Raw genomic sequence first — 22,406 nt, forward strand, 5'->3', positions numbered from 1 at the left:
CGCCGGAACCCTTTCTCCTCCCCTCGGGTTTCGGCGACAGGCGGCGGCCCCCTCCTCCTCCCTCGGGGGTCGCCGCGACGCATTCCATCCCTTGCGACTGCGCGTGATGGGCCGATCGAGGGCCGTCCCAGCGACAAGGACGGCCCTTCGGGCATCGGTGCCGGGACCTAAAGCCGGCGGAATTCGCCGCGGTCGGGCGTGGCCAGGCTGACCAGCACAATGGCGGCCCAGGATGCGACGAAGCCCGGCACGATCTCGTAAAGTCCCTCGCCGCCCCCAAGCGACTGGTTGAGGCCAAGCGCGATCCACAGGATCACGGTAACGGCGCCGACCACCAGGCCCGCCACCGCGCCAAGGCCGGTCATCCGCTTCCAGGTCAACGCCAGCACGATCAGGGGTCCAAAGGCCGCGCCGAAGCCCGCCCAGGCGTTCGACACCAGGCTCAGCACCTGCGCGTCGGGGTCGCGGGCGATCACCGCCGCGATGATGCCGACCGCCAGCACCGACAGGCGGCCGATGGCGACCAGTTCGCGCTGCGTGGCGTCGCGCTTGACCAAGGCGTGATAGATGTCCTCGGTCAGGGACGAGGAGGCGACCAGAAGCTGGCTGGACACCGTGGACATGATCGCCGCCAGCAGCGCGGCATACAGGAAGCCGGTGACCAGCGGGTGGAACAGCAGGTCGGACAGGATGATGAAGATCGTTTCCGGGTCATCGACCGTCAGGCCGTTGCGCAGCGCATAGGCATGGCCGAAGATCCCGACCGCCACGGCGCCGATCAGCGACACGATCATCCAGGACATGCAGATGTTGCGCGCCATGGGCACGTCGCCTACGCTGCGGATCGCCATAAAGCGGACGATGATGTGCGGCTGGCCGAAATAGCCCAAGCCCCAGGCCACCGCCGAGATCCAGCCCAGCAGCGTCATGCCCTTGGCCATCGAGAAATAGTCCGGGTCGACCGCCGTCAGGCGATCCACCGCCGGACCCACGCCCGCGCCGCCGTCCGTGGTCAGGATGACGACCGGCATGATCACCAGCGCCAGCATCATGATGCAGCCCTGCACGAAATCCGTCAGGCTGACCGCCAGAAAGCCTCCGATGGTGGTATAGACCAGCACGAAGCCCATGGTCAGCAGGATGCCCGTCATGTAGTCGCCGCCAAAGGCGCTGGCGAACAGCTTGCCGCCGCCCACCAGCCCCGCGGCGGTATAAACCGCGAAGAAGACCACGATCACCACCGCCGAAACCATCCGCAAAAGCCGGGCCGTGCTGGGAAAGCGCGCGCCCAGGAAGCCCGGAATGGTCAGGCTGTTGTCATACCGTTCGGTTTGTTCGCGCAGGCGGGGGGCCACGACGATCCAGTTGACCAGCGCGCCGACCGTCAAACCGATGCCGATCCAGGATTGCGACAGGCCCGACACGTAAAGCGCGCCGGGCAGCCCCAGAAGCAGCCAGCCGCTCATGTCCGAGGCGCCCGCCGACAGGGCCGTCACCGAGGGCGACAGGCCGCGGCCGCCCAGGATGTATTCTTCCGAACTTGATGTGGCCTTGCGCCAGGCATAGATGCCGATGGCGATCATCAGCAGAAAATAGGCCGCAAGGCTGATCCAGACTCCAAGCTGCATGTGCTCTCCCGTTTTTCGATTTGCGGGGGCTTTTGTCACAGAATCTTGTCAGCCCGGAACCGGAATCACCGATCCCGGCGGGCCGCAGGGTCACTTTGGTCGATTGTCGCCGAAAACTGTCTTTTTCTGGCCTGAATGGCTATCGAAAAGCCGCAAATGGGCGATCGGAATTCGAGACGATGCCCGAGCCGGACAGCGCGATCACCCCTTGGCGATCAGCGCGGCGCCGCTGACGATCGAGAAGACCAGCACCGCCAGGCGCAGCGCCGGGCCGTTGATGCGGGCATGGACGCGGCGCGACAGGGCGCTGCCCACCAGCACGGCGGGGATCAAGGCCAGCGCCGCCAACGCCTGGTGCTGGCCGATCCGCCCGGCGGCCAGCAGGATCGCCAGCGAGATCAGTTCCCCGACCAGGAAGCACGTGGCAACGGTGGACCGCAGCGTCGGGCCGGCGGCGTGCTGGTAAAGCAGCGCCAGCGGCGGTCCGCCGATGCCGGTCGCGGTTTCCGTGACGCCGGTGAACAGGCCCACGCCCACCGATGCCGGGGGCGTCGCGCGGAAAGGCGGCGCCACCAGCGCCGCGCCCGCCGCCCCGATGGTCAAAAGGCCCACGGCGATTTCCAGCTGGCGCACGGACAGGGCGACCAGCACCGCCATGCCCAGGAATGTGCCGAAAAAGCGGCCCGCCGTGATCCAGCCCGCGCCGCGCCGGTCGATGGCCCGGCGTTCGCGCCAGGCCACCAGCAGGTTCAGCGGCAGCATCAGGATCAGCAGCGTCACCGGCAGATAGGTCGCGTCCACCAGGCCCAGAACGGGCGCCATGATCAGCGCGAAACCGATGCCGACCGCGCCCTGGACAAAGGCGGCCCCGGCAACCAGCAGCGACAAGGCCAGGAAGATGGCGGCGCTCATGCGCCTTCCCCGGCAAACAGGCTGTCCGCCGTGGGATGGATCCGCTGGATCGGCGCGCGGGCAATGGCGGGCGCGGCAAGCGCGCGGATCCGGGCCATCAGGGCGCGGGCGTCCCAATCGACCGGCCAGCCACCCGCCATCCGCAACCGGCCGTTCGTGAACACCGCGTCGATCTGGTCTCGGTTGCCATAACGCACCAGTTCCCAGGTCAGATCGTGCGATGGCGTGAACTCGGGCCGGTCCAGATCGACCAGCAGGAAATCGGCGGCCAGCCCTTCGCCGATGCGGCCCGTCACGGCAGCCAGGCCGCTGGCATCCGCGGCCATGCGCGTGGCCGCGTCCAGCCACAGCCAGCCGCCGCCGCAGGATGCGTCGCCCGCAGCCAGGCCGTGACCTGCGCGCTGCATGGTCTCGGCCGCGTCCATCAGCCGGAAGCCGTCGGCGCGCGTGCCGTCCGTGCCAAGCCCGAAGCGGATGCCAAGCGCCTGCATCTGCAAGGCGGGCGCCACCGCATTGCCCTTCCAGACCGAAGCGACGGGGTTGTAGGCGACAGCGGTGCCGGTGTCGCGCAGCAGGTTCAGCTCGGACGGCGTAACCAGCGTGGAATGGGCGATCAGGGTCTGGGGTCCAAGCGCGCCGACATGGGCCAGATGCTCCAGCGGGCGGCGGCCATGGGCGAGCAGCGAGCGTTCGACGGCCACCAGATGTTCATTCACATGGGTCTGGAAGACCGCGCCGCCGGACCGCGCCATGGCGGCGATGTCGCGCAGCATGGCGTCGCTGGCGGCCTCGGGGATCGAAATGGCGAGCGAGGGGTGGACCAGCGGATCGCCCGCGAAGGCGGCCAGATGCGCCTCGGCGGTTTGCAGGATGCAGGCGCGGTCGGGTACCAGCACCGTCCCGCCCTTGTCGTTGCAGATCCGCGCGACAACCAGCCGCAGCCCGGTTTCGCGCGCGGCATCGACCAGCCGGCCCAGATGCCCGGCGGACCGGGTGCCCGCATCGACGGCGGTGGTGAACCCTCCGCGCAGGCATTCCAGCGCCGCCAGCTTTGACGACAGATAAACCATTTCCTCGTCCAGGCTGCCTTCCAGCGGCACCCAGATACGGCGGAAGATCTCGGACGGCTCGCCGAAAACCAGCGACTTGCCCAGCGACTGCGTCAGATGCGTGTGCGTGTCGATCAAGCCCGGCATCATCAGGTGATCGGGCAGATCGACCACGCGGGCGCCGGGATGGCGGGCGCGCAGGTCGGCCAGCGGGGCAATGGCGGCAAAGCGCCCGGCCCGCAGCAGAACCCCCCTGCCCTGCCGCGGGCCGTCCTCCAGCAGCAGGCGCCCCGGCGCGACGATCAGGTTGTGGGGATCGGCAAAGATCCGGCGCAGATCGGTCATCGTGCATGCTCCGCCACATCAAGGGGCTTTGGGGCGCTGACCTGGAAAAAGGCGTTGACCACCGCCGCCGTGATCGTGCCCATGGCCAGGCCGTTGCCCAGGATCATCTGCGACCAGTGCGGGAACTGGCTGTAGATCCCCGGCACCAGGATCGGCATCAGCCCCATGGCGAGTCCCGAGGCCAGCGTGAACATCGCTCCGTGTTCGCGCAGATCGACGCGGGACAGCACATGGATGCCGATCACGCCGATGATGGAAAAGACGATCACCGCCGTTCCGCCCACGACCGGCCCGGGCAGGACGCTGGCCAGCCGCGACACCGGCGCGATCAGCGCGATGACAACCAGGATCACGCCCGCCATCGCCGTGACAAAGCGCGACCGGACGCCGGTCGCGCGCACGATGCCCACATTCTCGCCCGAGGTGATGATCAACGAGGTGCCGAACAGCCCGCCCAGGATCGAGGCCACCGCATCCCCGCGGATGGTGCGCGGCACGATGGCATGGGCGTCGCCCTTGCGGTCCACGATCTCGGCCGTGGCGATGGTCTGGCCGGTCGCCTCGGCCATCGAGATGATCGAGAAGATGATCAGCGGCAGCGATGCAATGATGTCGAATTTCGGCATCCCGAAGGGAAACAGCTGCGGCACCGCGACCAGCGATCCCCCCATCACCCCCGAGGCGTCCAGCCTGCCCAGGGCCGCCGCCAGCAGCGTGCCCGCGATCAGCCCCAGCATGACCGAGATGCGTTGCAGCGTCCCCGTGAACACGCGCGAAAAGATCACCGTCAGCGCGATGGTCGCCAGGGCCAGCCCGACATTGACCGGATCGGCGAAGCCGGGGCTGTCCGGCTTGCCGGTAATGGCCCCGCCGTAGATTTTGACAAGGTTCACCGCGACCAGCACCAGCATCGTGCCGACCACCACCGGCGGGAAGAACCGCAACAGGCGGCGAAACACCGGCAGCGCGAGGAAGTAGAAGACCCCCGTCATCAGAACCGCGCCCACGGCGGTCTGCACGTCGGTCTGGCTGGCGATCGCCAAGAAGATCGCGATCGGCGCCCCGCCGGGCACCATGACGAAAGGCAGCCTGGCGCCGAAACCCGCAGGCCCGACGCTTTGCAGGATCGAGCCCAGGCCGCAGACCAGAAAGGTCGCGCTGATGATCGACACGGTCAGCGCGGGTTCGAAGCCGAGCGTCTGCGCCACCAGGAACACCGCCGTGATGGGCGATGCGGCCATCACCAGCACATGCTGGAGGCCGTAAAGGACCAGATCCTTGAGCGGCAGGCGTTCGTCGGCAGGATCGGTCATCAGGCGGTGGTCTGGTGTTGTCTGCATGGCGATGTTCCCTGTTGGAGTGTTTTCGTTTGCTTATGCAAATCGTTTTGCTGTCTTAACCGCATAGCACGTGCGGCGATTCGCGCAAATCGTTTTGTTGCAGAAGATGACGGCAGTGATAACCTGTCCGCCGGCGCGGCAAGCGAGGACAGCGTGAGCAAACCCACCATTTCCGATCTGGCGCGGGCGGCAGGCGTTTCCGTGACAACCGTCTCTCATGCCTTCAGCGGCCGCCGCCACGTTGATCCCGCCACCGCCGAGCGCATCCGGGCCTTGGCAAGTCAGATGGGCTATCGTCCCAGCAGCCGGGCCCGCGCGCTGCGCAGCGGGCGGACCGGGGTGATCGCGCTGGCTTCCTCGATGCCTTTCGCCGTCGCAGCGGGTCCGTCTCGGTTGGGTTTTCTGATGGAGATCGCCGCATCCGCCGCCATGTCAGCCTTGACGCGCGACCTGGCGCTGTGCCTGATCCCGCCGCATCCGGCGGGGGACGGTTTCGGCGGCGTCGACTTCGACGGGGTGATCCTTGTGGAACCGGCGCGCGACGATCCGCTGGTTGGCCATTTCGAACAGCGCGGGACGCCCATCGTGTCCATCGGCACGGCGCCCGGACGCCCGGACATCCCCGCCGTCGATCTTCGTTCGCGCCAAACGGCCGAGATGCTGCTGGATCATCTTGCCGCGCAGGGTTCGTCGCGGATCGCGGCCCTGATCGGCGCTTCTCCCCGCACCAGCCAGATCGAGGCCGAGGCCGCCTATCTGGACCATGCCCGACACCGGGGCTTTCCGCCTCTGCTGGTCAGGCTTGACGAAGACCAGGGGGAAGACCTGGCATGCCGCGAAACCCTGCGCCTGCTGGAGGAGAACCCCGAGATCGACGGCATCTTCGCCGCCGTTGATGCCTTTGCCACCGGCGCCGTTCAGGCCGCGCGTCGGTTGCGTCGCGCCATTCCCGGGCAGGTCCGTGTTGTGACACGTTATGACGGCCTCAGAGCGAAACTGTCGGTGCCGCCGCTGACAGCGGTGGACCTGCATCTTCCGACAACCGCGGAACGGGCAGTCCAACTGCTTCTCGACCGGATCGAAGGCCGACTTGGAACAGCCACCGCCGATTTGCCCGATCTGGTGCTGCGCGACTCCTCTCGCTGATCCGGGCATGGCCGCGGGCTTCGGACCCCCTGCCCCATCGGCAAAGTCAACAGCTGTCAACATCATCCCCGCGCCGGGTCCGCACTGCGCAACAGCGCCATCACCATTGGTCCGGGCCGGAAATCTTCGACCAGCGTCAGGCGGCGGAGATAGGCGCCGGGGTTTCGGATCGCGCTAAAGCGTTGCAGGATGCAGGCCAGCGCGATGCGTGCCGTTCTGTCCCCCAGGCGTTGCCGCGCGAACTGCCAGTTTTCGGCGGTGATGCCAAGCATCGGACGCACGAAGTCGGCCATCGTCGTCAAGTCTTGCCAGCTTTGCAGAGGATCGGCGGCATAATGGCCGATGTCGGGCGCCGCCTTCAGCACGATCGCCAGCGGCAGCGCGTCAGGTCCTTCATCTTTCATGGCCGATTCAGATTCAGGATGATCAAAGTCTGCGTTATGGCACAACCATGCCGCTCACCATGCTGTAGCCGCGGCGCTGCTTGCGCCTTGCCCAGGCTGCCTGATGATGCAATGCGGACGCGCGGTCGGCGAACCAGTGCTGGCGCTCCTGGCCGCGCTGGCCGACGCGGCCCCAGTTGCGGATCAGAACGACGCCGCCGAACAGGTCGGGAACGATGTCCAGCCGGTAATACCGCGCCATGTTCCTGTCGGGATCGCGGCGGTCCAGAAGCACGCTGTCGGGTTCGCTGATCATGGGTCCAGTCTGCACCCTTGTTCGCCTTTCGTCCAATGATGATCATGAATCGATCCCCGCCAAGCGATTCCCGCCGCTGATGAATCACGTCCGCTTGACCCCCGCCGTTCCAGGCCGCAAAGATGCGGGGCGAAACCTTGAACGGTTCTCCATGCACGGGCTTTTGTCCTCGACCGGCGTCTTTCACGCCTTCCGCCTTGGTCCCGGCGACAACCTGACCGAGGGGCTGCGCCGCGTCTTCGACGGCAGCGGCGCGCGGGCCATGGCGGTCGTGACCGGCGTGGGCAGCCTTACCGATGTCGTGATCCGCCACGCCGGCCGGCCAAGCGGCACCGCCTATTCCGGCCGTTTCGAGATCACCTCGCTGACCGGGACGCTGGACCCGAGGCGCCAGCATCTGCACCTGACCATCGCGGACGGCGAGGGCCGGGCCTTCGGCGGCCATCTGCTGCCCCAGGGATCGGCGGTCTTCACCACGGCCGAGATCGTGGTTCTGGCCCTGCCCGGCCTGATCTTCGACCGCCAGCCCTGCCCCCTGTCGGGTCATGACGAACTGGTGGTGACCGGGCGGGCGATGCCCTAGGCCTCGATCCGCACCGGCGCGCCCTTGTAGGCCGGGGTTTTCGAGGCGAGGTCGTGATAATCCAGCGGCACCAGGGGATTGGCCTCGGGGTAATAGGCCGCGACGCAGCCGGGCGGCAGGTCATAGGGAACCACGGTCATGTCCTCGACCCGGCGCGGGATGCCGTCCTCGATGGCCGATACCAGGGTCACGCGCTGGCCTTCGGACAGACCGGCGCGGGCCATCTCGGCGCGCGAGATCAGGACGATCATCCGGTCCCCTTCCAGCCCGCGCAGGCGGTCGTGATAGTCATAGATCGTGGTGTTGAACTGGTCGTTCGACCGCAGCGTGACCAGCGTATAGACGCCTTCGCCGGGCATGACCCCCAGGGCCGAAAGGCCGGGCGGCACCGTGAACTGCGCCTTGCCGCTTTCGGTCTGCCAGTCGCGCCTGCGCGCCGCGTTTCCCCGGTAAAAGCCGCCGGCCTTGAACAGCCGCTCGTTGAAGCCGTCGAACTGGCCGGGATAGGTTTCCTCGATCAGGTCACGGATGCGGCCGTAATCGGCGATCCAGTCGTCCCAGCGGACATGGCGGTTCGGCGGCAGGGTCGCCTTGGCGATCCCCGCGACGATGGCGGGTTCCGACAGAAGATGGCGCGAGGCCGGCAGGCGGCGCCCCAGCGAGCCGTGGATATGGCTGAGGCTGTCCTCCATCGACACCGCCTGCGGCCCGGATTTCTGCCCATCGCGTTCGGCCCGCACCAGGCAGGGCAGCAGCCACGCCCCCTTGCCCACCAGCAGGTGCGAGCGGTTGAGCTTGGTGGCGATCTGCACGTTCAGGTCCAGCGCCGCCCAGAAAGGCTCGGCCCGGGCAAGATCGGGGATGGCGCGGGCGAAGTTGCCGCCCAGGCTGACAAATCCCTTGACGCTGCCGTCGATGACGCCCTGGACGACCTCGACCGTGGTCATGCCGGTGTCGCGCGGCGGTTCGAAGTCGAACATCTGCGCCAGCTTGTCCAAGGGCACCAGTTCGGGCTTTTCCGAAATCCCGACCGTGCGCTGCCCCTGCACGTTGGAATGGCCGCGCACCGGGCAGATGCCCGTGCCCGGCCGCCCGATATGGCCGCCTATCAGCAAAAGGTTCACCAGCATCCCCACGCTGTCGCCGCCATGGACATGCTGGGTCAGGCCCATGCCGTAGACGCCGATCACGCGCTTCGACGCCGCGAACAGCCCCGCCACCTCGGCCAGGTCGCCCTGGCTCAGCCCCGAGGCGGCCTCGATCCCGTCCCAAGGCTGCGCGCGCACCCAGGCTTCGAAGGCGTCGAAGTCGTGGCAATGCCGCGCGATGAAGTCGCGGTCCAGGTCGCCATGGTCGAACAGGTGCTTGCAGATGCCCGCGATGGCCGCGATGTCGCCGCCGGGGCGCAGTTGCAGGTAGATGTCCGAAATGGGCGTTCCCCGCCCCGTCAGCATCTCGGACGGGCTTTGGGGATTCATGAACTCGACCAGGCCGCGTTCGCGGATCGGGTTGAAGGTGACGATCTTGCAGCCGCGCCTTTTCGCCTGCTGGATCGGATGCAGAAAGCGCGGGCTGTTCGAGCCGGTGTTCTGGCCAAAGAACAGCATCAGGTCGCAATGCTCGAAATCCTCCAGCACGCAGGTGCCGACCGGCGCCCCGATGGTCCGCTTCAACGCCACGCTGGTCGTCTCGTGGCACATGTTGGAACTGTCGGGCAGGTTGTTGTGCCCGTAAAGCCGCGCGAACAGCTGGTACAGATAGGATGCCTCGAGGCTGGCCCGCCCCGAGGCGTAGAACACCGCCTTTTTCGGATCCATTCCGCGCAGGCTGGCGCCGATGGCCGCGAAGGCTTCGGGCCAGGTCGTCTCGACATAACGGTCGCTGCCCGCGTCATAGCGCAGAGGATGGGTCAGGCGGCCCACGGCTTCCAGGTCATGGTCCGGCCAGGCGCGCAGTTCGGTCACGGTATGGCGGGCGAAGAAATCGGGCGTGCAGCGGTCGCGTGTCAGATCCCAGATGGTGGCCTTGGCGCCGTTCTCGCAGAACTCGGCCAGATGCGGCGAAGGAGGCTTGGCCCATGCGCAAGAGGTGCACATGTGACCGCCGGGCTTGTTCTGGCGGCGCAGGGTTTCCAGAACGCCCAGCCGGATCCGGCTTTTCTTGGCCTGCCGCAGCACGCCTTGCAACGACCCCCATCCGCCGGTCGGGGCATCATAAAAGGGCGTTGTCGGGTCCTGGTCGCGTTCTCCGGTCATGGCGCATCCTCTTTGGCGGCGGCGGGTTCATGGATGGGACAGCCGTTGAAGTCCGAACGGAAGGCGGCGGACATGCGATACGGTTCGCGCCGCGCACGGTTGACGGCGCCAAGCGGCCGATGCGCCTGAAGGCCCGTCCAGACGGAAAATCGCATGTGGTCGTCGACCAGCCCGGCGGCATCTTCGGTCCAGCCCGGCTGCGCCAGGGCACGAAGGCGCGCAACGGGGATAAAGGGGCTGATCTCCTCGTCCCACGGGACCGAAGGGTCCTCGATCGGCATCCGGTCCAGGTCGCGGCACAGCTGCACGCGCAAGATCCAGACGGCATCGCCCGCCTGCATGTCGGCGGCCACCGTTTCGCGGATCGCGTCGGGACGGCCCCGGGCGTCGATAACCCGGCCGGTGTGACGGGTCAGGCTTGCGGAGGCGGGCTGCAACGACAGCTTGGCGATGTGGTCGCCATGGCGGAAGGCGGTCTGGGTGAAATAGGTCTCGCCCAGGGGATGCACGTTCGGCGCGCCGCCCAGGGTCTTCAGCGTGGCGCTTTCGCCGCCCAGGGCCTCGACGGCCTTTTCAGCCCCTTGCAGCACGGCGGACAGCGCCCGCTTGGCCCCTTCGGCGCGGTCGGTGGTTTTCGCCAGCAGCCTGAGGGACTTGAGAAAAGTCGCAAGGTCCGGGGCGGAAAAGACCGGCGCATTGACGAAGATGAAATCCTGCGTCGCGCCCTCGGACCCTTCCAGCCGCCGGCCCTCCACGCCCATGACCTTCAGCGCCAGCCCGCGCGGGACGGAAATCGCGTCATGCAGCAGGTCGCCCGGATTGGTCGAGATGCGGACGATCGCCGGATACCGCCCCGGACGGGCGAAAAGGCCCTGCGCCAGGTCCGGGGACAGGCCGGGCAGGATCTCCAGCTCGCCCCGGATGATGCCGTGGCTTTTGGCATGGACCGCGCGGACGGCATGGCCATAGTCGCGGGACGTGGTTTCCAGGATCCCCTGCAGGGCATCGGACAGTTCGCGGATCGTGTCCGCCTCGTCCGGCGGCACGGTTTCCACATCGGGGGAATAGCGGACGGCTGGCTGCATGGCGGATCCCTGCTGGCGTGGCAGGGGTCAACGACCACAGGACCGATGCGTTCCGCCGGAGCCATCAAGCCGCCGCGAGGGAAAGCCCGCGGCGGCCGGCCATCACTCGGCCGGAACGGCAAGGGGGGCGGGATCCGGGTCGCGGTCCAGTTCGGGCGAGGTCTTGTGGTGGGTGGCATAGATCATCGCGCCCACAAAGGTCAGCCCGCCGACCAGGTTGCCGATCACCGTGGGGATCTCGTTCCAGATCAGATAGTCCAGGACGGTGAAGTTGCCGCCCAGCAGCAGGCCCGCCGGGAACAGGAACATGTTCACGATGGAATGTTCGAACCCCATGTAGAAGAAGATCAGGATCGGCATCCACATCGCCATGATCTTGCCCGACACGCTGGTGGACATCATCGCCGCCACCACGCCGGTTGACACCATCCAGTTGCACATCACCGCCCGCACGAACAGCGTCAGCATTCCCGCCGCGCCATGGGCGGCGTAGCCCACCGTCCGGCCTTCGCCGATATGGCCGATCTTTTCGCCCACGGCGTTCGGCGCCTCGGACCAGCCGAAGGTGACGATGATGGCCATAAAGACCGCGACCGTGAAGGCGCCCGCGAAGTTGCCCGCGAAGACCAGGCCCCAGTTGCGCAGCATCCCGCGCGGGGTGACGCCGCGCCGCTTGTCGATCAGCGCCAGCGGGACCAGCGTGAAGACGCCCGTCAGCAGGTCGAAGCCCAGCAGGTAGAGCATGCAGAAGCCCACCGGAAACAGCAGCGCGCCGATCAGCGGGTTGCCGGTGTTGACGGTGACGGTCACGGCAAAGGCCGCCGCCAGCGCCAGGATCGCGCCCGCCATGTAGGCGCGGATCAGCGTGTCCTTGGCGGACATGAAGACCTTGGCCTCTCCGGCGTCGATCATCTTCCGGGCGAAATCCGCCGGGGCGACATAGGACATGGTGGTTCCTTTCAGGCGGCCGCGTTGCGGCGGATGAGCGATGCGTCCAGGAGGATGCGGCCCCCCTGGACCTTGACGGGATAGGTGCGCACGCGGCCTTCGTCGGCGCCCTGGGCCCTGCCCGAGTTCATGTCGAACACCCAGTTGTGCAGCGGGCATGTGACGGATGTGCCGTGGACGATGCCTTCGGACAGCGGCCCGCCCTTGTGGGGGCAGCGGTCCTCCAGGGCAAAGACATCGTCCTCGGCGGTGCGGAACACCGCCACGCAGCCCCCGGCGGTCTTGACCACGCGCGCGCCTTGGCGCGGGATGTCGTCAAGCGATCCGATGTCAACGAAAGGGGTCATTCCGCGGCCTCCAGCGTCAGGTCGGCGAGGGGCGCCCATTTGGGCGTTTCGGATGGGGTGGAAAGATCGGCCCAGGGGTCGCGGCGATAGACTGACTGGCTGATCTCGAACCGCTCGACCAGGGCGCGGCGGTTTTCCAGGTCATCCACGACCTGCGCCCTGATCCAGTCGAGGCCCACCTTGCCCATCCATTTCCAGATGCGGTCCAGGTAGCGGGCGTTTTCCCGGTAAAGCTGGGTCGCGGCCAGGATGATCCCGACCGCCTCGTCCTCGGACCGGGTGGATGCCAGATGCTCGGTTTCCCTGACCTCCATCCCCGCCGCGCCGCCGATGACGATGTTGTAGCCCGAATCCACGCAAACCACGCCGATGTCCTTGCAGGTGGCCTCGGCGCAGTTGCGGGGGCAGCCCGACACGCCCAGCTTCAGCTTGTGCGGCGTCCACGACCCCCACATCAGCTTTTCCAGCCGGATGCCCAGACCAGTCGAGTCCTGCGTGCCGACGCGGCAGAACTCCTTGCCGACGCAGGTCTTCACGGTGCGCAGGCCCTTGGAATAGGCCGCGCCCGACACCATGCCCGCGGCGTTCAGATCCGCCCACATGTGCGGCAGGTCTTCCTTGCGCACGCCCAGCAGGTCGATGCGCTGCCCGCCCGTGACCTTGACCATCGGCACGCCGTATTTCTCGGCCGCGTCGGCGATGGCGCGCAGCTCGGCCGGGGTGGTGACGCCGCCCCACATGCGCGGCACCACCGAATAGGTGCCGTCCTTCTGGATGTTGGCGTGGTTGCGTTCGTTGACGAAGCGCGATTGGCGGTCGTCCCGGTATTCCAGCGGCCATTCGGCCAGCAGGTAGAAGTTCAGCGCCGGGCGGCAGGAGTGACAGCCGCCGACGGACTTCCAGCCCAGGTCCTGCATCACCGCCGGGATCGACTTCAGCCCCATCGACCGGATCAGGCGGCGCACGTCCTCGTGGCTGTGGTCGGTGCATTTGCACAGGCCCGCCGGGGCATCGGCGACCGCATCGCCAAGCGCCAGCGCCATGACCTGCCCCACCAGCCCCGCGCAGGTGCCGCAGGACGCGCTGGCCTTGGTGCAGGCGCGCACCTGGTCCAGCGAACAGGCCCCGCCCGCCACCGCATCCAGGATCGTGCCCTTGGATACGCCGTTGCAGCCGCAGATCTCCGCCTCAGGCGGCAAGGCTGCAACGGCCGCCATAGGGTGCGGGGCGGCACCCCCCTGGAAGGCCGGGCCGAAGATCAGCGTGTCGCGCATCGGACCGATGTCGGTGCCGTCCTTCATCAGGCCATGGAACCAGGCGCCGTCGGCGGTGTCGCCGTACATCACCACGCCGGTGATACGGTCGTCTTCCAGCACCAGCCGCTTGTAGATGCCGCGCCCCGGATCGCGGAACACGATGTCCTCGCGCCCCGGCGCGTCGGCGAAATCGCCCGCGCTGTAGAGATCGCAGCCCGTCACCTTCAGCTTGGTCGCGGTCTGGACGGGGGCGAAGGCCGCCTCCTCGCCCGCCAGGGTTTTCGCCAGCACCTTGGCCTGGTCGTAAAGCGGCGCCACAAGCCCGAACACCTGGCCGCGATGTTCCACGCATTCGCCAAGCGCGAAGACGTGCGGGTCGGATGTGCGCATGGCGTCATCCACGACGATGCCGCGCTCGACCTCGAGATGGGCGTCCACGGCCAACCGCGTCTCGGGGCGGATGCCCACCGCCATGCAGACCAGGTCGGCGGGATAAACGGTGCCGTCCTCCAGCAGCACCGCTTCCGCCCGGTTCGTGCCCAGGATCGCCTTGGTCGCGCCCTTGCAATGCACGGCGATGCCGCGCCGCTCCAGGTCGCGTCGCAGCAGATAGCCCGCCGCCGGGTCCAGCTGCCGCTCCATCAGGTGGCCCATCAGGTGGATCACGGTGACGCGGGCGCCGCGGGCAGCCATTCCGGCCGCCGCCTCAAGGCCCAGAAGGCCGCCGCCGATGACCACGGCGTCCTTGCCGCCCGTGTCCATCATGGCCCGGGTATCCTCCAGGTCGCGATAGGCGACCACGCCGGGCAGATCCTTGCCCGGCACCGGGATGACGAAGGGCGCGGATCCGGTGGCGATCACCAGCGCGTCATAAGGGGCGCCGCCGCCGTTGGAATAAACCACGCGGTTCTTGCGGTCGATGCGCACCACCGGCTCTCCGAACCGGCAATCGACACCGTGGGCGGCATACCAGGCATCGTCATGGGTGACGATCTGTTCATAGGTCTTTTCGCCAGCCAGAACCGGCGACAACATCAGGCGGTTGTAGTTGCCGCGCGGCTCGGCGTTGAACAGGGTCACGTCAAAGGCGCCGGGCGCGGTCTCGAACAGCTGCTCCAGCAGCCGGCCCGAGGCCATGCCTGCGCCGATGACGACAAGTTTCTTCCGGGGAAAAAGGGTGGCGGACATGGATGCTCCGATGGCGGGACGGGTGTCTGCGGCTGTCGGAAAGCGCGCGGCGGGACGGCCCGGGGACCGGCGGCAACCGTGCGCTTTCGGGAAATGCCGCATCGTTGCGAGCCGGGCCGGTGGCGCGCCGTTGCGCCGGGCCATGAGGCGACCTTTGCCGATCCGGGGCGGCAGGCCAAGCCTTCGGGGCGGGCCTGCGCCGCCCCTGCCCCGTTTCGGGCCGCCGGCGCGAAAACATTGCGCGGACTGCCTGGGGATTGGTCAGTTTGCGGACGCGGGCGCCGCGGGGTCGAAGGTGAAGCCGTCGAAAAAGCCGTCGGCGCGCAGAATCATCCCGCCCCGTTCGGCCGCGACCAAGCGGTTCTCGGCCAGCGCGCCCTCGACCCGCTGCGAGGCGCCGGGCAGCGGCGCGCCCGCCGGGCGCAGGTGCCGGCGGTAAAGGTCGGTGCGGAAATGGGCCATGGCGCGGGCTGCGGCGTCCTGCGGGTCCAGCCCGTGCCGCAGGGCCATGCGTTGCGCGAACAGCGCGGCCAGGCTTTTCCAGGGAAAGCTGGCCGCGCCCGCGTTGAAGGCGACAAAGCCCGGCGCGTGGCGGATGTCGCCCCGGGCGCTGATCGTCAGGCGTCCGGTCAGCCCCCGCTCGGCCAGTTCCGGCGGCAGGTCCAGATAGGCGGGGCGCGACAGGATTTCCGCCGCCGTGCCGCGATGGTCGGGATCGTCCATCCAGCGGCCCGCGCGCCAAACGGCACGCATCAGCGCGCCGGTTTCCTCGGCCCGGGTTTCGGCAAAGTCGCGCAGCAGCACCAGCCCCTTTTCGGGGGGCGCGGCCCAGATGGCGGTGCCCGGCAGCAGCAGCGCCGCAAGACCGCGTTCGACGGCAAAGCTGGCCCATGGCTCGCCCACGCAGAAGGCATCGACCTCGCCGCGCGCCAGGGCGTCGGCCATCGTCGGCGGGGGCACGGTGATCAGATCCAGGCCGGCAGGCGCGAATCCGCAGGCGGCCAGCCAATGACGCACCAGTTCGGACTGCGTGGAAAAATGGAACGGCACCCCCACGCGCAGCCGACCCCCTGCCGCCGCGCGCAGCGCCAGCCCGGCTGCGCGGGCGTCGTCAAAGCCGAACCCGTGGCCCGCCGCGCGCAGCCGGGCTTCCAGGCCGCGGCCGACGGCCACGGCCTGCCCGCCCTGGGACAGCACCATGACCAGGTCCATCGCGGGCAGCGCCGGGCCAAGCCCGAGCGCCTGCCCCACCGGCATCGGCACCAGCATGTGCGCCGCGTCGATCAGCCCCGCGCCCAGCATGTCGCGGGCCTGCGCCCATGCGCCCAGGCGGACCAGATCCAGGACCAGACCTTCTTCCGCCGCAAAGCCAAGCTCGTGCGCGACGATCAGGGGGGCGGCGTCGATCAGGGGGACATAGCCGAGGCGCAGCACGGTCATCGCCCCAGAAGCCCCGCCGCCATGACAAGCTGCTGCGCAATGTCGGCCACGCGCTTGCCCCCGTCCATCGCGGTTCTGCGCAGCAGGGCATAGGCCGCCTCCTCGTCGATGCCGCGCGCCTTCATAAGCACCGCCTTGGCGCGGTCGATGATCTTGCGTTCCTCCAGGGCGGCGCGGGTGGCGGCCAGTTCGGCGCGCATCTGCTGGAAAAGGTGGAACCGCGCAATGGCCGCGTCCAGGATCGGCTTGATCCGCTCCGGGCGCAGCCCGTCCACGACATAGGCCGAGATCCCGGCTTCGATCGCCGCCCGCGTCATCCCCTCGTCCGAGCGGTCCACGAACATCGCCACCGGCCGTTCGGCGGGCCCCGCGGCCAGGGCCAGTTCCTCGAGCGCGTCGCGCGACGGGTTGGCGATGTCGATCAGCACCACGTCGGGGCGCAGCTCGGCCACCTGGCGCGCCAGGCCGGACTGTTCGGCGATGATGCGGATGTCGTGGCCGCCCGCGTCGCGCAGGCCCTCGGCGATGGGCTGCGCGCGGTCGGGATCGGGTTCGACAACAACGATGAGAAGGCGTTTCGACATGGGTTCTGGTGGCACGGGCGCGGTCCCGGGCGCAATGGCGGGCGTGGGTCGGCGCGGCCGGATGATCAAAGAATGGGCAAATGGCACGGGAAACGCGCCGTCCGCAGGGGCGGGAACAGAACCGCGGGCGTTTCCCCGCCTGCGCGCGACGGCGCCCCGAGGGCGGATGCCGTGCTGCGTCCCCCGCAGGCGCTGGCCGCCGGCCTTCGCCACGTCAAGGCGGGACGTGCTAGGCGAACAGTTCCGCCGCCCGCTCGGCCTGCCGCGCCGCGATCAGCGCGGCCAGCAGCACGCGGGCCTGACCGGGACGCAGAACGGCGGACAGCACCGCCCCCGCCCGCACCAGGTCATGTCCGCCGCCCCCGCCGCCATAGGTGGCGGCAAGCCGCCCCGTCGGCACGCGGCTTGAGACCACCACCGGCACCCCCGCCGCCCGACACCGTGCCACCGCGTCCGTGATCGCGGGCGTGGCATTGCCCGATCCAAGCGCCGCCAGCACGATCCCCCGGGCGCCCGCCGCCAGGCTGGCATCCACATGGGCAGCGTCGGCACCGGGATGGACCGCGACAATATCCACGCGGATGCCGTCCACCGGCGCGGTCAGCGCCAGATCCGACGCCAGATCCGGCGCGGCGCCCTCTGCCGCCAGGCAAAAGGCGTCGGCGCTGTCGGTCGCCCGTTTGACCAGGCCCCAGGCAGGCAGCAGCCGCCCGCCAAAGGCCAGCCGCACCCCTGCCCCTTGGTCCAGAACCGCGCGAATGGCGGCCGTCATGTTCGCGGGACCGTCCGCCTGGGGGTGATCGTCGGCAAACTGCGCGCCGGTCAGGACCACGGGCGCGCCGGGATGCCGGAGAGACACCAGCAGCGCGGTTTCCTCCATCGCGTCGGTGCCGTGCAGCACCACGACGCCCGCGGCCCCGCCCGCCAGCTCGGCGCCCACCGCGTCGCTGACCGCCTGCATGTCGGCCAGCGTCAGGGTCGAGGAATCGCGCGCGAACAGATCGACCGGCTTCAGCCGGACGGGCGGCAGATGGCCCAGGCGGGCCAGCAGCGCCTGCCCGTCCAGGCTGGGCGCGCTGGATCCGTCGGCGCGCTGCCGGCTGGCGATGGTGCCGCCCGTGGCGACAATGGCGATCAGCGGCTCCATCAGCGCAGGTCCAGCCCGCCGCGATCCAGCCCGTGCTGGGCCGCGACCGCGCGGATGCGGTCGCGCGCCAGGAACCAGCCCGTCACCAGCGCCGGGACGATCACCACCAGGGAAGCGACGGTATAGGTGCCCACCGGATAGTCGAAAGCCATCAGCACCACGACCCCTGCCAGGAAGGCCAGCGTCAGCACGCCTGTCCAGGGCGCGCCGAACATGCGGAAGTCGGGGCGCGGCAGGATGCCCCGGCGCGACAGGTGCCACAGCTTCAACTGGCATAGCACGATGGTGCCCCATGCGGTGATGATGCCAAGGGCCGCGACGTTCAGCGCGATCTCGAAGGCCTCGGCGGGGACATAGGCGTTCATCACCACGCCCCCCACCGTGACCGCCGCCGTGACGGCGATGCCGCCATAGGGCACGCCCTGGCTGTTCATCCGCGCCAGCGCGGCGGGCGCCGACCCCGACACCGCCATCGAATGCAGGATCCGGCCCGTGGAATAAAGCCCGGCGTTCAGCGAGGACAGCACGGCGGTCAGCACCACCAGGTTCATGATGATGTCGGCGCCCTCGACCCCGATCTTGCCGAAAAAGGTGACAAACGGGCTGACCCCGCCCTGATAGGCCGTATAGGGCAGCAGCAGCGACAGCAGCAGCACCGAACCCACATAAAAGACCACCAGCCGGAAAACGACCGTGCGGATCGCGCGGGGCATGACGGCGCGCGGATCGGCGGTTTCGCCCGCCGTGGTCCCGATCAGCTCGACCGAGGCATAGGCGAAGACCACGCCCTGCATCACCAGCAGCGCGGGCAGGACGCCATGGGGGAAGATGCCGCCGAACTCGGTGATCGTCGCCAGTCCCGGCACATGGCCGTCAACGGGGGTGCCGGTCACGACAAAGTAAATCCCGACCGCCAGAAAGGTCAGCAGCGCCAGCACCTTGATCAGGCTGAACCAAAATTCAAGCTCTCCGAAGACCTTGACGGACAGCATGTTCATGGCCAGCACCACGACCAGCGCGGCCAGGGCAAAGACCCATTGGTCGATGCCTTGCAGCATCGGGACATAGGCCTTGAAGAAGTTCATGTAGAGCGCCACGGCCGTGACATCCGCAACCGCCGTCATCGCCCAGTTCAGCCAGTACATCCAGCCCGCCGCGAAGGCCAGCTTCTCGCCATAGAACTCGCGCGCATAAGACACGAACGACCCCGAGGTCGGGCGGTGCATGATCAGCTCGCCCAGGGCGCGCAGGACCAGAAAGGCGAAGAAGCCGCACAAGGCGTAAACCAGCACAAGGGCCGGGCCGGCAGCGGCAAGGCGGCCGCCCGCGCCCAGAAACAAGCCGGTGCCGATGGCGCCGCCGATGGCGATCATCTGGATCTGGCGCGGCTTCAAGGCCTTGTGAAAGCCCGCCTCCTCCTCGGCATAGACATGGCCCTCGGCCGGGGTATCGGTTGCTGTCTGCGACATGGTGTTCCTGTTGCTTTGGGCTGCAGACCTGCCAGCCTGCAAGGCTGTCTTACAGATTTTCGCGCCTTAACGGCGAGGCCGCGGGCAGGTCAAGGAAAATCGTCAGCCGGTTCTGGCCGCGCCGCGGGCCAGGGCGGTTTCCACCTGGCGCAGATGCGCCTCCATCGCGGCGCGGGCGTCCGTTTCGCTGCCGCGGGCGATCGCCCCGAGGATGACGCGGTGTTCGCGGTTCGAGGCGTCCCGGCGCGGCCCTTGCAGGTTCAGCCAGCCCGACTGGCCGCGCAGCGCGTCGCGCACGTCGTGGACGATCTTGGCGAAGATCGCGTTTTTCGAAACCCGGGCGATCAGGCCGTGGAAATCGCTGTCGAGCCGGACCCAGGCTTCGGGGTCCGGCTCGGCGTCCATGCGCTCGCACAGCGCCGTCAGCCGGGCCAGTTCGGCTTCGCTGCGGCGCAGGGCGGCCCAGCCTGCGGCGGGGATTTCAACAAAGGGCCGCGCCTCCATCAGGTCGGCCGCCGTATAGCCGCCAAAGCGCAGGTCGGCCCCCGCGCCGGTCACAAAGGTGCCGCTGCCGGTGCGGGTCTGCGTCAGGCCCAGGGCGTTCAGCGACCGCAGCGCCTCGCGGATCACGGGGCGGCTCACGGCATACCGGGCGGCCATCTGCGATTCGGACGGCAGGCGGGTGCCGGGGGGCACGCGGCCCGACCGGATCAGGTCGCGCAAATCCTCGAACACCTGCTGGGCCGCGCTCTTGCGGCCCAGGGGCGTGAGGTCGGACAGCCAGGCATCGACATCGCTCATCGCGCAAGGATCGGCGGGGGCCGCCCGGCTGTCAATCGTCAGGCCGGCCGCAGATCCAGCCGTCCGGCCGTGCGCTGCGCGATGATCGCGCAGACGCCCAGTTGCAGCAGGTGGAACAGCATCAAGGGCAGGATGATCAAGGATATGTCCTGGCCCGCGAACAGGATCCCCGCCATGGGCAGGCCGGTCGCCAGGCTTTTCGTCGATCCGCAAAACAGCACCGCCATCGCGTCCGCGCGGTTCAGGCCCGCCGCCCGCGCGATCAGCATCGCGCCCCCTATCGCCACCGCCAGAAGAACCAGGCACAGCGCCACAAGGATCGCCAGCGACCCGGCCGAGATCACCTGCCAGATGCCGTTCACCACGCCTGCCGAGAAGGCCGCGTAGACGATCAGCAGGATCGAGCCGCGATCCACGATCATCGTGGGCGTCCGGTGCCGGTTCAGGAACCCCGCAAGCAGCGGCCGGCACAGCTGGCCCGCCGCGAAGGGCAGCAGGATCTGCTGGACGATCTTCCAGATGGCCGAGGGGTCGATGCCGTATCCCGACCCTTGCGGGATCAGCACCGCGAACAGCAAGGGCGACAGGACCACCCCGATCAGGTTCGAGATCGAGGCCGCGCAGACCGCCCCCGCCACGTTGCCCCCCGACACGGCGGTAAAGGCGATCGAGCTTTGCACCGTGGACGGCATGCAGCCGATATACAGGAAGCCCACCCCCACGGCGGCGGGCAGCCACAGCATGGACACGGGCTTCAGCGCCAGGGCCAGCACCGGAAACAGCGCAAAGGTCAGCGCCAGCACCGACAGTTGCAGCCGCCAGTTCGTCAGCCCCGCCGCGATGGTGGCCGTGGTCAGCTTGGCGCCGTACAGGAAAAACAGCAGCGCCACCACCCAATAGGTCACGTGCGACAGCACCGCCGCCGCAGTCCCCCGCGCGGGCAGCACGGTGGCCAGAACCACGGTCAGCACCAGCAGCAGCATGTAGCGGTCAAAGCCAAATCGGGCCAGAACGGCCTCGGCCCTGCGCAAGGACATGGCGATTCTCTGATTGTTAAGCTGTCTCTGCCTATATGGCCCGGGCATGGGCAGTCCAAGGGCAAAAGGATGACGATCTTCAGCGGGACGACGCCATGACCCCCATGCCCCACCTGCTGCTGGACCTGTTCGAAGCCCTGGCCGAGATCGAGGCGCTTTGCGCCAGCCTTGCCGCGCAGCGCGTGCTGCTGGCCGATCTTCCGGCGCTTGAAAACGACGTGCAGCGGATGGCCGAGGCGGATCTTGCCGCCTATCCGCAGATGAACTTCGACTTTCACGACCGGATCTGCCGCCTGGGGCGCAATGGCGAACTGGCCCGCCTGGCGGACGGGCTGCGGCAGCGGCTGGCGCCGATGCGCCGGGTGCAGCTGGCCCGCCCCGACCGGCAGCAGCGGTCGGTCTGCGAACACCGCGCGCTGGTCGCGGCCCTTTACGAACGCGACGGCCCGTTGGCGGGCAGCATCATGCGCGCCCATCTGCGCATCGCCATGCGCGAGGTGCTGTTTGCCAGCGGTCAGCCGCCCAGCAGCGCCACGTCATAGGCCCCGAACTGGCGATCGACGGAAACCAGCGCCAGCCCCTCGGTCCGGGCCTGCGCGATCAGCAGCCGGTCAAAGGGATCGGCGTGATGGGGCGGCAGCTCCGCCACGGCGCGGGCGTGGGTCCAGCTGATCGGCAAGGGCTGCGCGCCTGCGGACAGAGCGCGGTCGAACAGATCGGCGGGCACGTCCAGCTTGCCCAGGGACGCCTTGATCGCGACCTCCCACACGGTTGCGGCGCTGATGAACAGCGCCTCGGCCCCGGCGATGGCGTCGCGCAGGGCGCGGGACAGGCGCGCATCGTCCGCCATCGCCCACAGGACGATGTGGGTGTCCAGCAGAAGCCTCATTCAGGAAGGATGCCGCTGTCCTGGAACAGGCGGGCGATCTGGTCGTCGCCGTCGTTCATGTCGTCGGGCAAGCGGACCTGCCCCCTGGCGCAGCCGATCAGATTGTTGGCGCGCCGGGGAAACGCCGTCAGCCGCGCCACCGGGCGGCCATAGCGGGTCAGCTCGATCTCCTCGCCCGCCTCGGCGCGGCGGATGAGGTCGGCGAACTGGGCCTTGGCTTCGGCAATGGCGATCTGCATGGCGCACCCCCTTGTTGAC

The 22,406-nt window shown here is 68.5% G+C and carries 22 protein-coding genes; 3 read left to right on the plus strand and 19 right to left on the minus strand.

The genetic code is table 11. The features are described from left to right. Positions 1 to 167 precede the first annotated feature (167 nt). From putP to ACFOM8_RS19005, 4 genes are all read right to left on the minus strand, one after another. Complete coding sequence (gene putP, locus ACFOM8_RS18990) at positions 168 to 1,628, minus strand: sodium/proline symporter PutP (protein WP_377763820.1); 1,461 nt, start codon at positions 1,626 to 1,628, stop codon at positions 168 to 170. 201 nt (positions 1,629 to 1,829) lie between these two features. Continuing rightward, a complete protein-coding gene (locus ACFOM8_RS18995; protein ID WP_377763821.1) occupies positions 1,830 to 2,540 on the minus strand; it encodes a sulfite exporter TauE/SafE family protein in 711 nt (236 codons plus the stop codon). Then, positions 2,537 to 3,934, minus strand: a complete 1,398-nt coding sequence (locus ACFOM8_RS19000) for an amidohydrolase family protein (protein WP_377763823.1) — start codon at positions 3,932 to 3,934, stop codon at positions 2,537 to 2,539. The genes ACFOM8_RS18995 and ACFOM8_RS19000 overlap by 4 nt, the downstream gene beginning before the upstream one ends. Next, positions 3,931 to 5,274 carry a uracil-xanthine permease family protein gene (locus ACFOM8_RS19005; RefSeq protein ID WP_377763824.1) on the minus strand — a complete coding sequence of 448 codons (1,344 nt, stop codon included), beginning with the start codon at positions 5,272 to 5,274 and terminating at the stop codon, positions 3,931 to 3,933. Before ACFOM8_RS19005 ends, ACFOM8_RS19000 begins: the two co-directional genes overlap by 4 nt. A gap of 153 nt (positions 5,275 to 5,427) precedes the next feature. Here ACFOM8_RS19005 and ACFOM8_RS19010 point away from each other — a divergent pair, with 153 nt between their 5' ends. Continuing rightward, positions 5,428 to 6,420: a substrate-binding domain-containing protein gene (locus ACFOM8_RS19010; RefSeq protein ID WP_377763826.1), complete on the plus strand. Its 993-nt coding sequence runs from the start codon at positions 5,428 to 5,430 to the stop codon at positions 6,418 to 6,420. A gap of 62 nt (positions 6,421 to 6,482) precedes the next feature. On the opposite strand, the gene repC is transcribed toward ACFOM8_RS19010, so the two are convergent. Both repC and ACFOM8_RS19020 read right to left on the minus strand, forming a co-directional pair. Continuing rightward, positions 6,483 to 6,869, minus strand: a complete 387-nt coding sequence (gene repC / locus ACFOM8_RS19015) for a replication initiation protein RepC (RefSeq protein WP_377763827.1) — start codon at positions 6,867 to 6,869, stop codon at positions 6,483 to 6,485. Beyond that, positions 6,859 to 7,119, minus strand: a complete 261-nt coding sequence (locus tag ACFOM8_RS19020; RefSeq protein ID WP_377763829.1) for a WGR domain-containing protein — start codon at positions 7,117 to 7,119, stop codon at positions 6,859 to 6,861. Before ACFOM8_RS19020 ends, repC begins: the two co-directional genes overlap by 11 nt. Before the next feature lie 151 nt (positions 7,120 to 7,270). On the opposite strand from ACFOM8_RS19020, the gene ACFOM8_RS19025 reads away from it, so the two are divergent. After that, positions 7,271 to 7,702, plus strand: coding sequence for a PPC domain-containing DNA-binding protein (locus ACFOM8_RS19025; RefSeq protein WP_377763830.1), 432 nt, complete (start codon positions 7,271 to 7,273; stop codon positions 7,700 to 7,702). Here the strand turns inward: ACFOM8_RS19025 and ACFOM8_RS19030 are convergent. The 11 genes from ACFOM8_RS19030 to ACFOM8_RS19080 form a co-directional block, all read right to left on the minus strand. Then, positions 7,699 to 9,957: an FdhF/YdeP family oxidoreductase gene (locus ACFOM8_RS19030; protein ID WP_377763832.1), complete on the minus strand. Its 2,259-nt coding sequence runs from the start codon at positions 9,955 to 9,957 to the stop codon at positions 7,699 to 7,701. The two genes, ACFOM8_RS19025 and ACFOM8_RS19030, sit on opposite strands and share 4 nt — an antisense overlap. Continuing rightward, complete coding sequence (locus ACFOM8_RS19035; RefSeq protein ID WP_377763833.1) at positions 9,954 to 11,042, minus strand: catalase family protein; 1,089 nt, start codon at positions 11,040 to 11,042, stop codon at positions 9,954 to 9,956. Before ACFOM8_RS19035 ends, ACFOM8_RS19030 begins: the two co-directional genes overlap by 4 nt. A 102-nt stretch (positions 11,043 to 11,144) precedes the next feature. After that, positions 11,145 to 11,990, minus strand: coding sequence for a formate/nitrite transporter family protein (locus tag ACFOM8_RS19040; protein ID WP_377763835.1), 846 nt, complete (start codon positions 11,988 to 11,990; stop codon positions 11,145 to 11,147). A gap of 11 nt (positions 11,991 to 12,001) precedes the next feature. After that, positions 12,002 to 12,337: a nitrite reductase small subunit NirD gene (gene nirD / locus ACFOM8_RS19045; RefSeq protein ID WP_377763836.1), complete on the minus strand. Its 336-nt coding sequence runs from the start codon at positions 12,335 to 12,337 to the stop codon at positions 12,002 to 12,004. After that, a complete protein-coding gene (nirB, locus tag ACFOM8_RS19050; RefSeq protein ID WP_377763838.1) occupies positions 12,334 to 14,781 on the minus strand; it encodes a nitrite reductase large subunit NirB in 2,448 nt (815 codons plus the stop codon). The genes nirD and nirB overlap by 4 nt, the downstream gene beginning before the upstream one ends. A 261-nt stretch (positions 14,782 to 15,042) precedes the next feature. After that, positions 15,043 to 16,221, minus strand: coding sequence for an ABC transporter substrate-binding protein (locus ACFOM8_RS19055; protein ID WP_377763840.1), 1,179 nt, complete (start codon positions 16,219 to 16,221; stop codon positions 15,043 to 15,045). After that, complete coding sequence (locus ACFOM8_RS19060; protein ID WP_377763841.1) at positions 16,218 to 16,805, minus strand: ANTAR domain-containing response regulator; 588 nt, start codon at positions 16,803 to 16,805, stop codon at positions 16,218 to 16,220. Before ACFOM8_RS19060 ends, ACFOM8_RS19055 begins: the two co-directional genes overlap by 4 nt. A gap of 229 nt (positions 16,806 to 17,034) precedes the next feature. Beyond that, positions 17,035 to 17,952 carry an asparaginase domain-containing protein gene (locus ACFOM8_RS19065; RefSeq protein WP_377763843.1) on the minus strand — a complete coding sequence of 306 codons (918 nt, stop codon included), beginning with the start codon at positions 17,950 to 17,952 and terminating at the stop codon, positions 17,035 to 17,037. Next, the gene (locus ACFOM8_RS19070) at positions 17,952 to 19,421 is read right to left on the minus strand and encodes an amino acid permease (RefSeq protein ID WP_377763844.1); all 1,470 of its coding nucleotides are present in this window, start codon (positions 19,419 to 19,421) and stop codon (positions 17,952 to 17,954) included. The genes ACFOM8_RS19065 and ACFOM8_RS19070 overlap by 1 nt, the downstream gene beginning before the upstream one ends. A 102-nt stretch (positions 19,422 to 19,523) precedes the next feature. After that, complete coding sequence (locus ACFOM8_RS19075) at positions 19,524 to 20,222, minus strand: FadR/GntR family transcriptional regulator (RefSeq protein WP_377763846.1); 699 nt, start codon at positions 20,220 to 20,222, stop codon at positions 19,524 to 19,526. A 38-nt stretch (positions 20,223 to 20,260) separates the two neighbouring features. Further along, a complete protein-coding gene (locus tag ACFOM8_RS19080) occupies positions 20,261 to 21,259 on the minus strand; it encodes a bile acid:sodium symporter family protein (protein ID WP_377763847.1) in 999 nt (332 codons plus the stop codon). A 95-nt stretch (positions 21,260 to 21,354) separates the two neighbouring features. Between ACFOM8_RS19080 and ACFOM8_RS19085 the strand changes: the two genes are divergently transcribed. Next, on the plus strand, positions 21,355 to 21,801 hold the full coding sequence (locus ACFOM8_RS19085) for a GntR family transcriptional regulator (RefSeq protein ID WP_377763849.1): 447 nt from the start codon (positions 21,355 to 21,357) through the stop codon (positions 21,799 to 21,801). Here the strand turns inward: ACFOM8_RS19085 and ACFOM8_RS19090 are convergent. Then, positions 21,774 to 22,148: a type II toxin-antitoxin system VapC family toxin gene (locus ACFOM8_RS19090; protein ID WP_377763850.1), complete on the minus strand. Its 375-nt coding sequence runs from the start codon at positions 22,146 to 22,148 to the stop codon at positions 21,774 to 21,776. The two genes, ACFOM8_RS19085 and ACFOM8_RS19090, sit on opposite strands and share 28 nt — an antisense overlap. Beyond that, on the minus strand, positions 22,145 to 22,387 hold the full coding sequence (locus ACFOM8_RS19095; protein ID WP_377763851.1) for a type II toxin-antitoxin system Phd/YefM family antitoxin: 243 nt from the start codon (positions 22,385 to 22,387) through the stop codon (positions 22,145 to 22,147). The genes ACFOM8_RS19090 and ACFOM8_RS19095 overlap by 4 nt, the downstream gene beginning before the upstream one ends. Between the last annotated feature and the right edge of the window lie 19 nt (positions 22,388 to 22,406).

The sequence above is a fragment of the Paracoccus angustae genome (assembly GCF_042648745.1).
Taxonomy (GTDB): Bacteria; Pseudomonadota; Alphaproteobacteria; order Rhodobacterales; family Rhodobacteraceae; genus Paracoccus; species Paracoccus angustae.

Bases quoted from the DNA above. Each gene is read 5' to 3' on its own strand.
- putP (WP_377763820.1), bottom strand. From the start codon at position 1,628: ATGCAGCTTGGAGTCTGGATCAGCCTTGCGGCCTATTTTCTGCTGATG.
- ACFOM8_RS18995 (WP_377763821.1), bottom strand. From the start codon at position 2,540: ATGAGCGCCGCCATCTTCCTGGCCTTGTCGCTGCTGGTTGCCGGGGCC.
- ACFOM8_RS19000 (WP_377763823.1), bottom strand. From the start codon at position 3,934: ATGACCGATCTGCGCCGGATCTTTGCCGATCCCCACAACCTGATCGTC.
- ACFOM8_RS19005 (WP_377763824.1), bottom strand. From the start codon at position 5,274: ATGCAGACAACACCAGACCACCGCCTGATGACCGATCCTGCCGACGAA.
- ACFOM8_RS19020 (WP_377763829.1), bottom strand. From the start codon at position 7,119: ATGATCAGCGAACCCGACAGCGTGCTTCTGGACCGCCGCGATCCCGAC.
- ACFOM8_RS19025 (WP_377763830.1), top strand. From the start codon at position 7,271: ATGCACGGGCTTTTGTCCTCGACCGGCGTCTTTCACGCCTTCCGCCTT.
- ACFOM8_RS19030 (WP_377763832.1), bottom strand. From the start codon at position 9,957: ATGACCGGAGAACGCGACCAGGACCCGACAACGCCCTTTTATGATGCC.
- ACFOM8_RS19035 (WP_377763833.1), bottom strand. From the start codon at position 11,042: ATGCAGCCAGCCGTCCGCTATTCCCCCGATGTGGAAACCGTGCCGCCG.
- ACFOM8_RS19040 (WP_377763835.1), bottom strand. From the start codon at position 11,990: ATGTCCTATGTCGCCCCGGCGGATTTCGCCCGGAAGATGATCGACGCC.
- nirD (WP_377763836.1), bottom strand. From the start codon at position 12,337: ATGACCCCTTTCGTTGACATCGGATCGCTTGACGACATCCCGCGCCAA.
- nirB (WP_377763838.1), bottom strand. From the start codon at position 14,781: ATGTCCGCCACCCTTTTTCCCCGGAAGAAACTTGTCGTCATCGGCGCA.
- ACFOM8_RS19055 (WP_377763840.1), bottom strand. From the start codon at position 16,221: ATGACCGTGCTGCGCCTCGGCTATGTCCCCCTGATCGACGCCGCCCCC.
- ACFOM8_RS19060 (WP_377763841.1), bottom strand. From the start codon at position 16,805: ATGTCGAAACGCCTTCTCATCGTTGTTGTCGAACCCGATCCCGACCGC.
- ACFOM8_RS19065 (WP_377763843.1), bottom strand. From the start codon at position 17,952: ATGGAGCCGCTGATCGCCATTGTCGCCACGGGCGGCACCATCGCCAGC.
- ACFOM8_RS19070 (WP_377763844.1), bottom strand. From the start codon at position 19,421: ATGTCGCAGACAGCAACCGATACCCCGGCCGAGGGCCATGTCTATGCC.
- ACFOM8_RS19075 (WP_377763846.1), bottom strand. From the start codon at position 20,222: ATGAGCGATGTCGATGCCTGGCTGTCCGACCTCACGCCCCTGGGCCGC.
- ACFOM8_RS19080 (WP_377763847.1), bottom strand. From the start codon at position 21,259: ATGTCCTTGCGCAGGGCCGAGGCCGTTCTGGCCCGATTTGGCTTTGAC.
- ACFOM8_RS19085 (WP_377763849.1), top strand. From the start codon at position 21,355: ATGACCCCCATGCCCCACCTGCTGCTGGACCTGTTCGAAGCCCTGGCC.
- ACFOM8_RS19090 (WP_377763850.1), bottom strand. From the start codon at position 22,148: ATGAGGCTTCTGCTGGACACCCACATCGTCCTGTGGGCGATGGCGGAC.
- ACFOM8_RS19095 (WP_377763851.1), bottom strand. From the start codon at position 22,387: ATGCAGATCGCCATTGCCGAAGCCAAGGCCCAGTTCGCCGACCTCATC.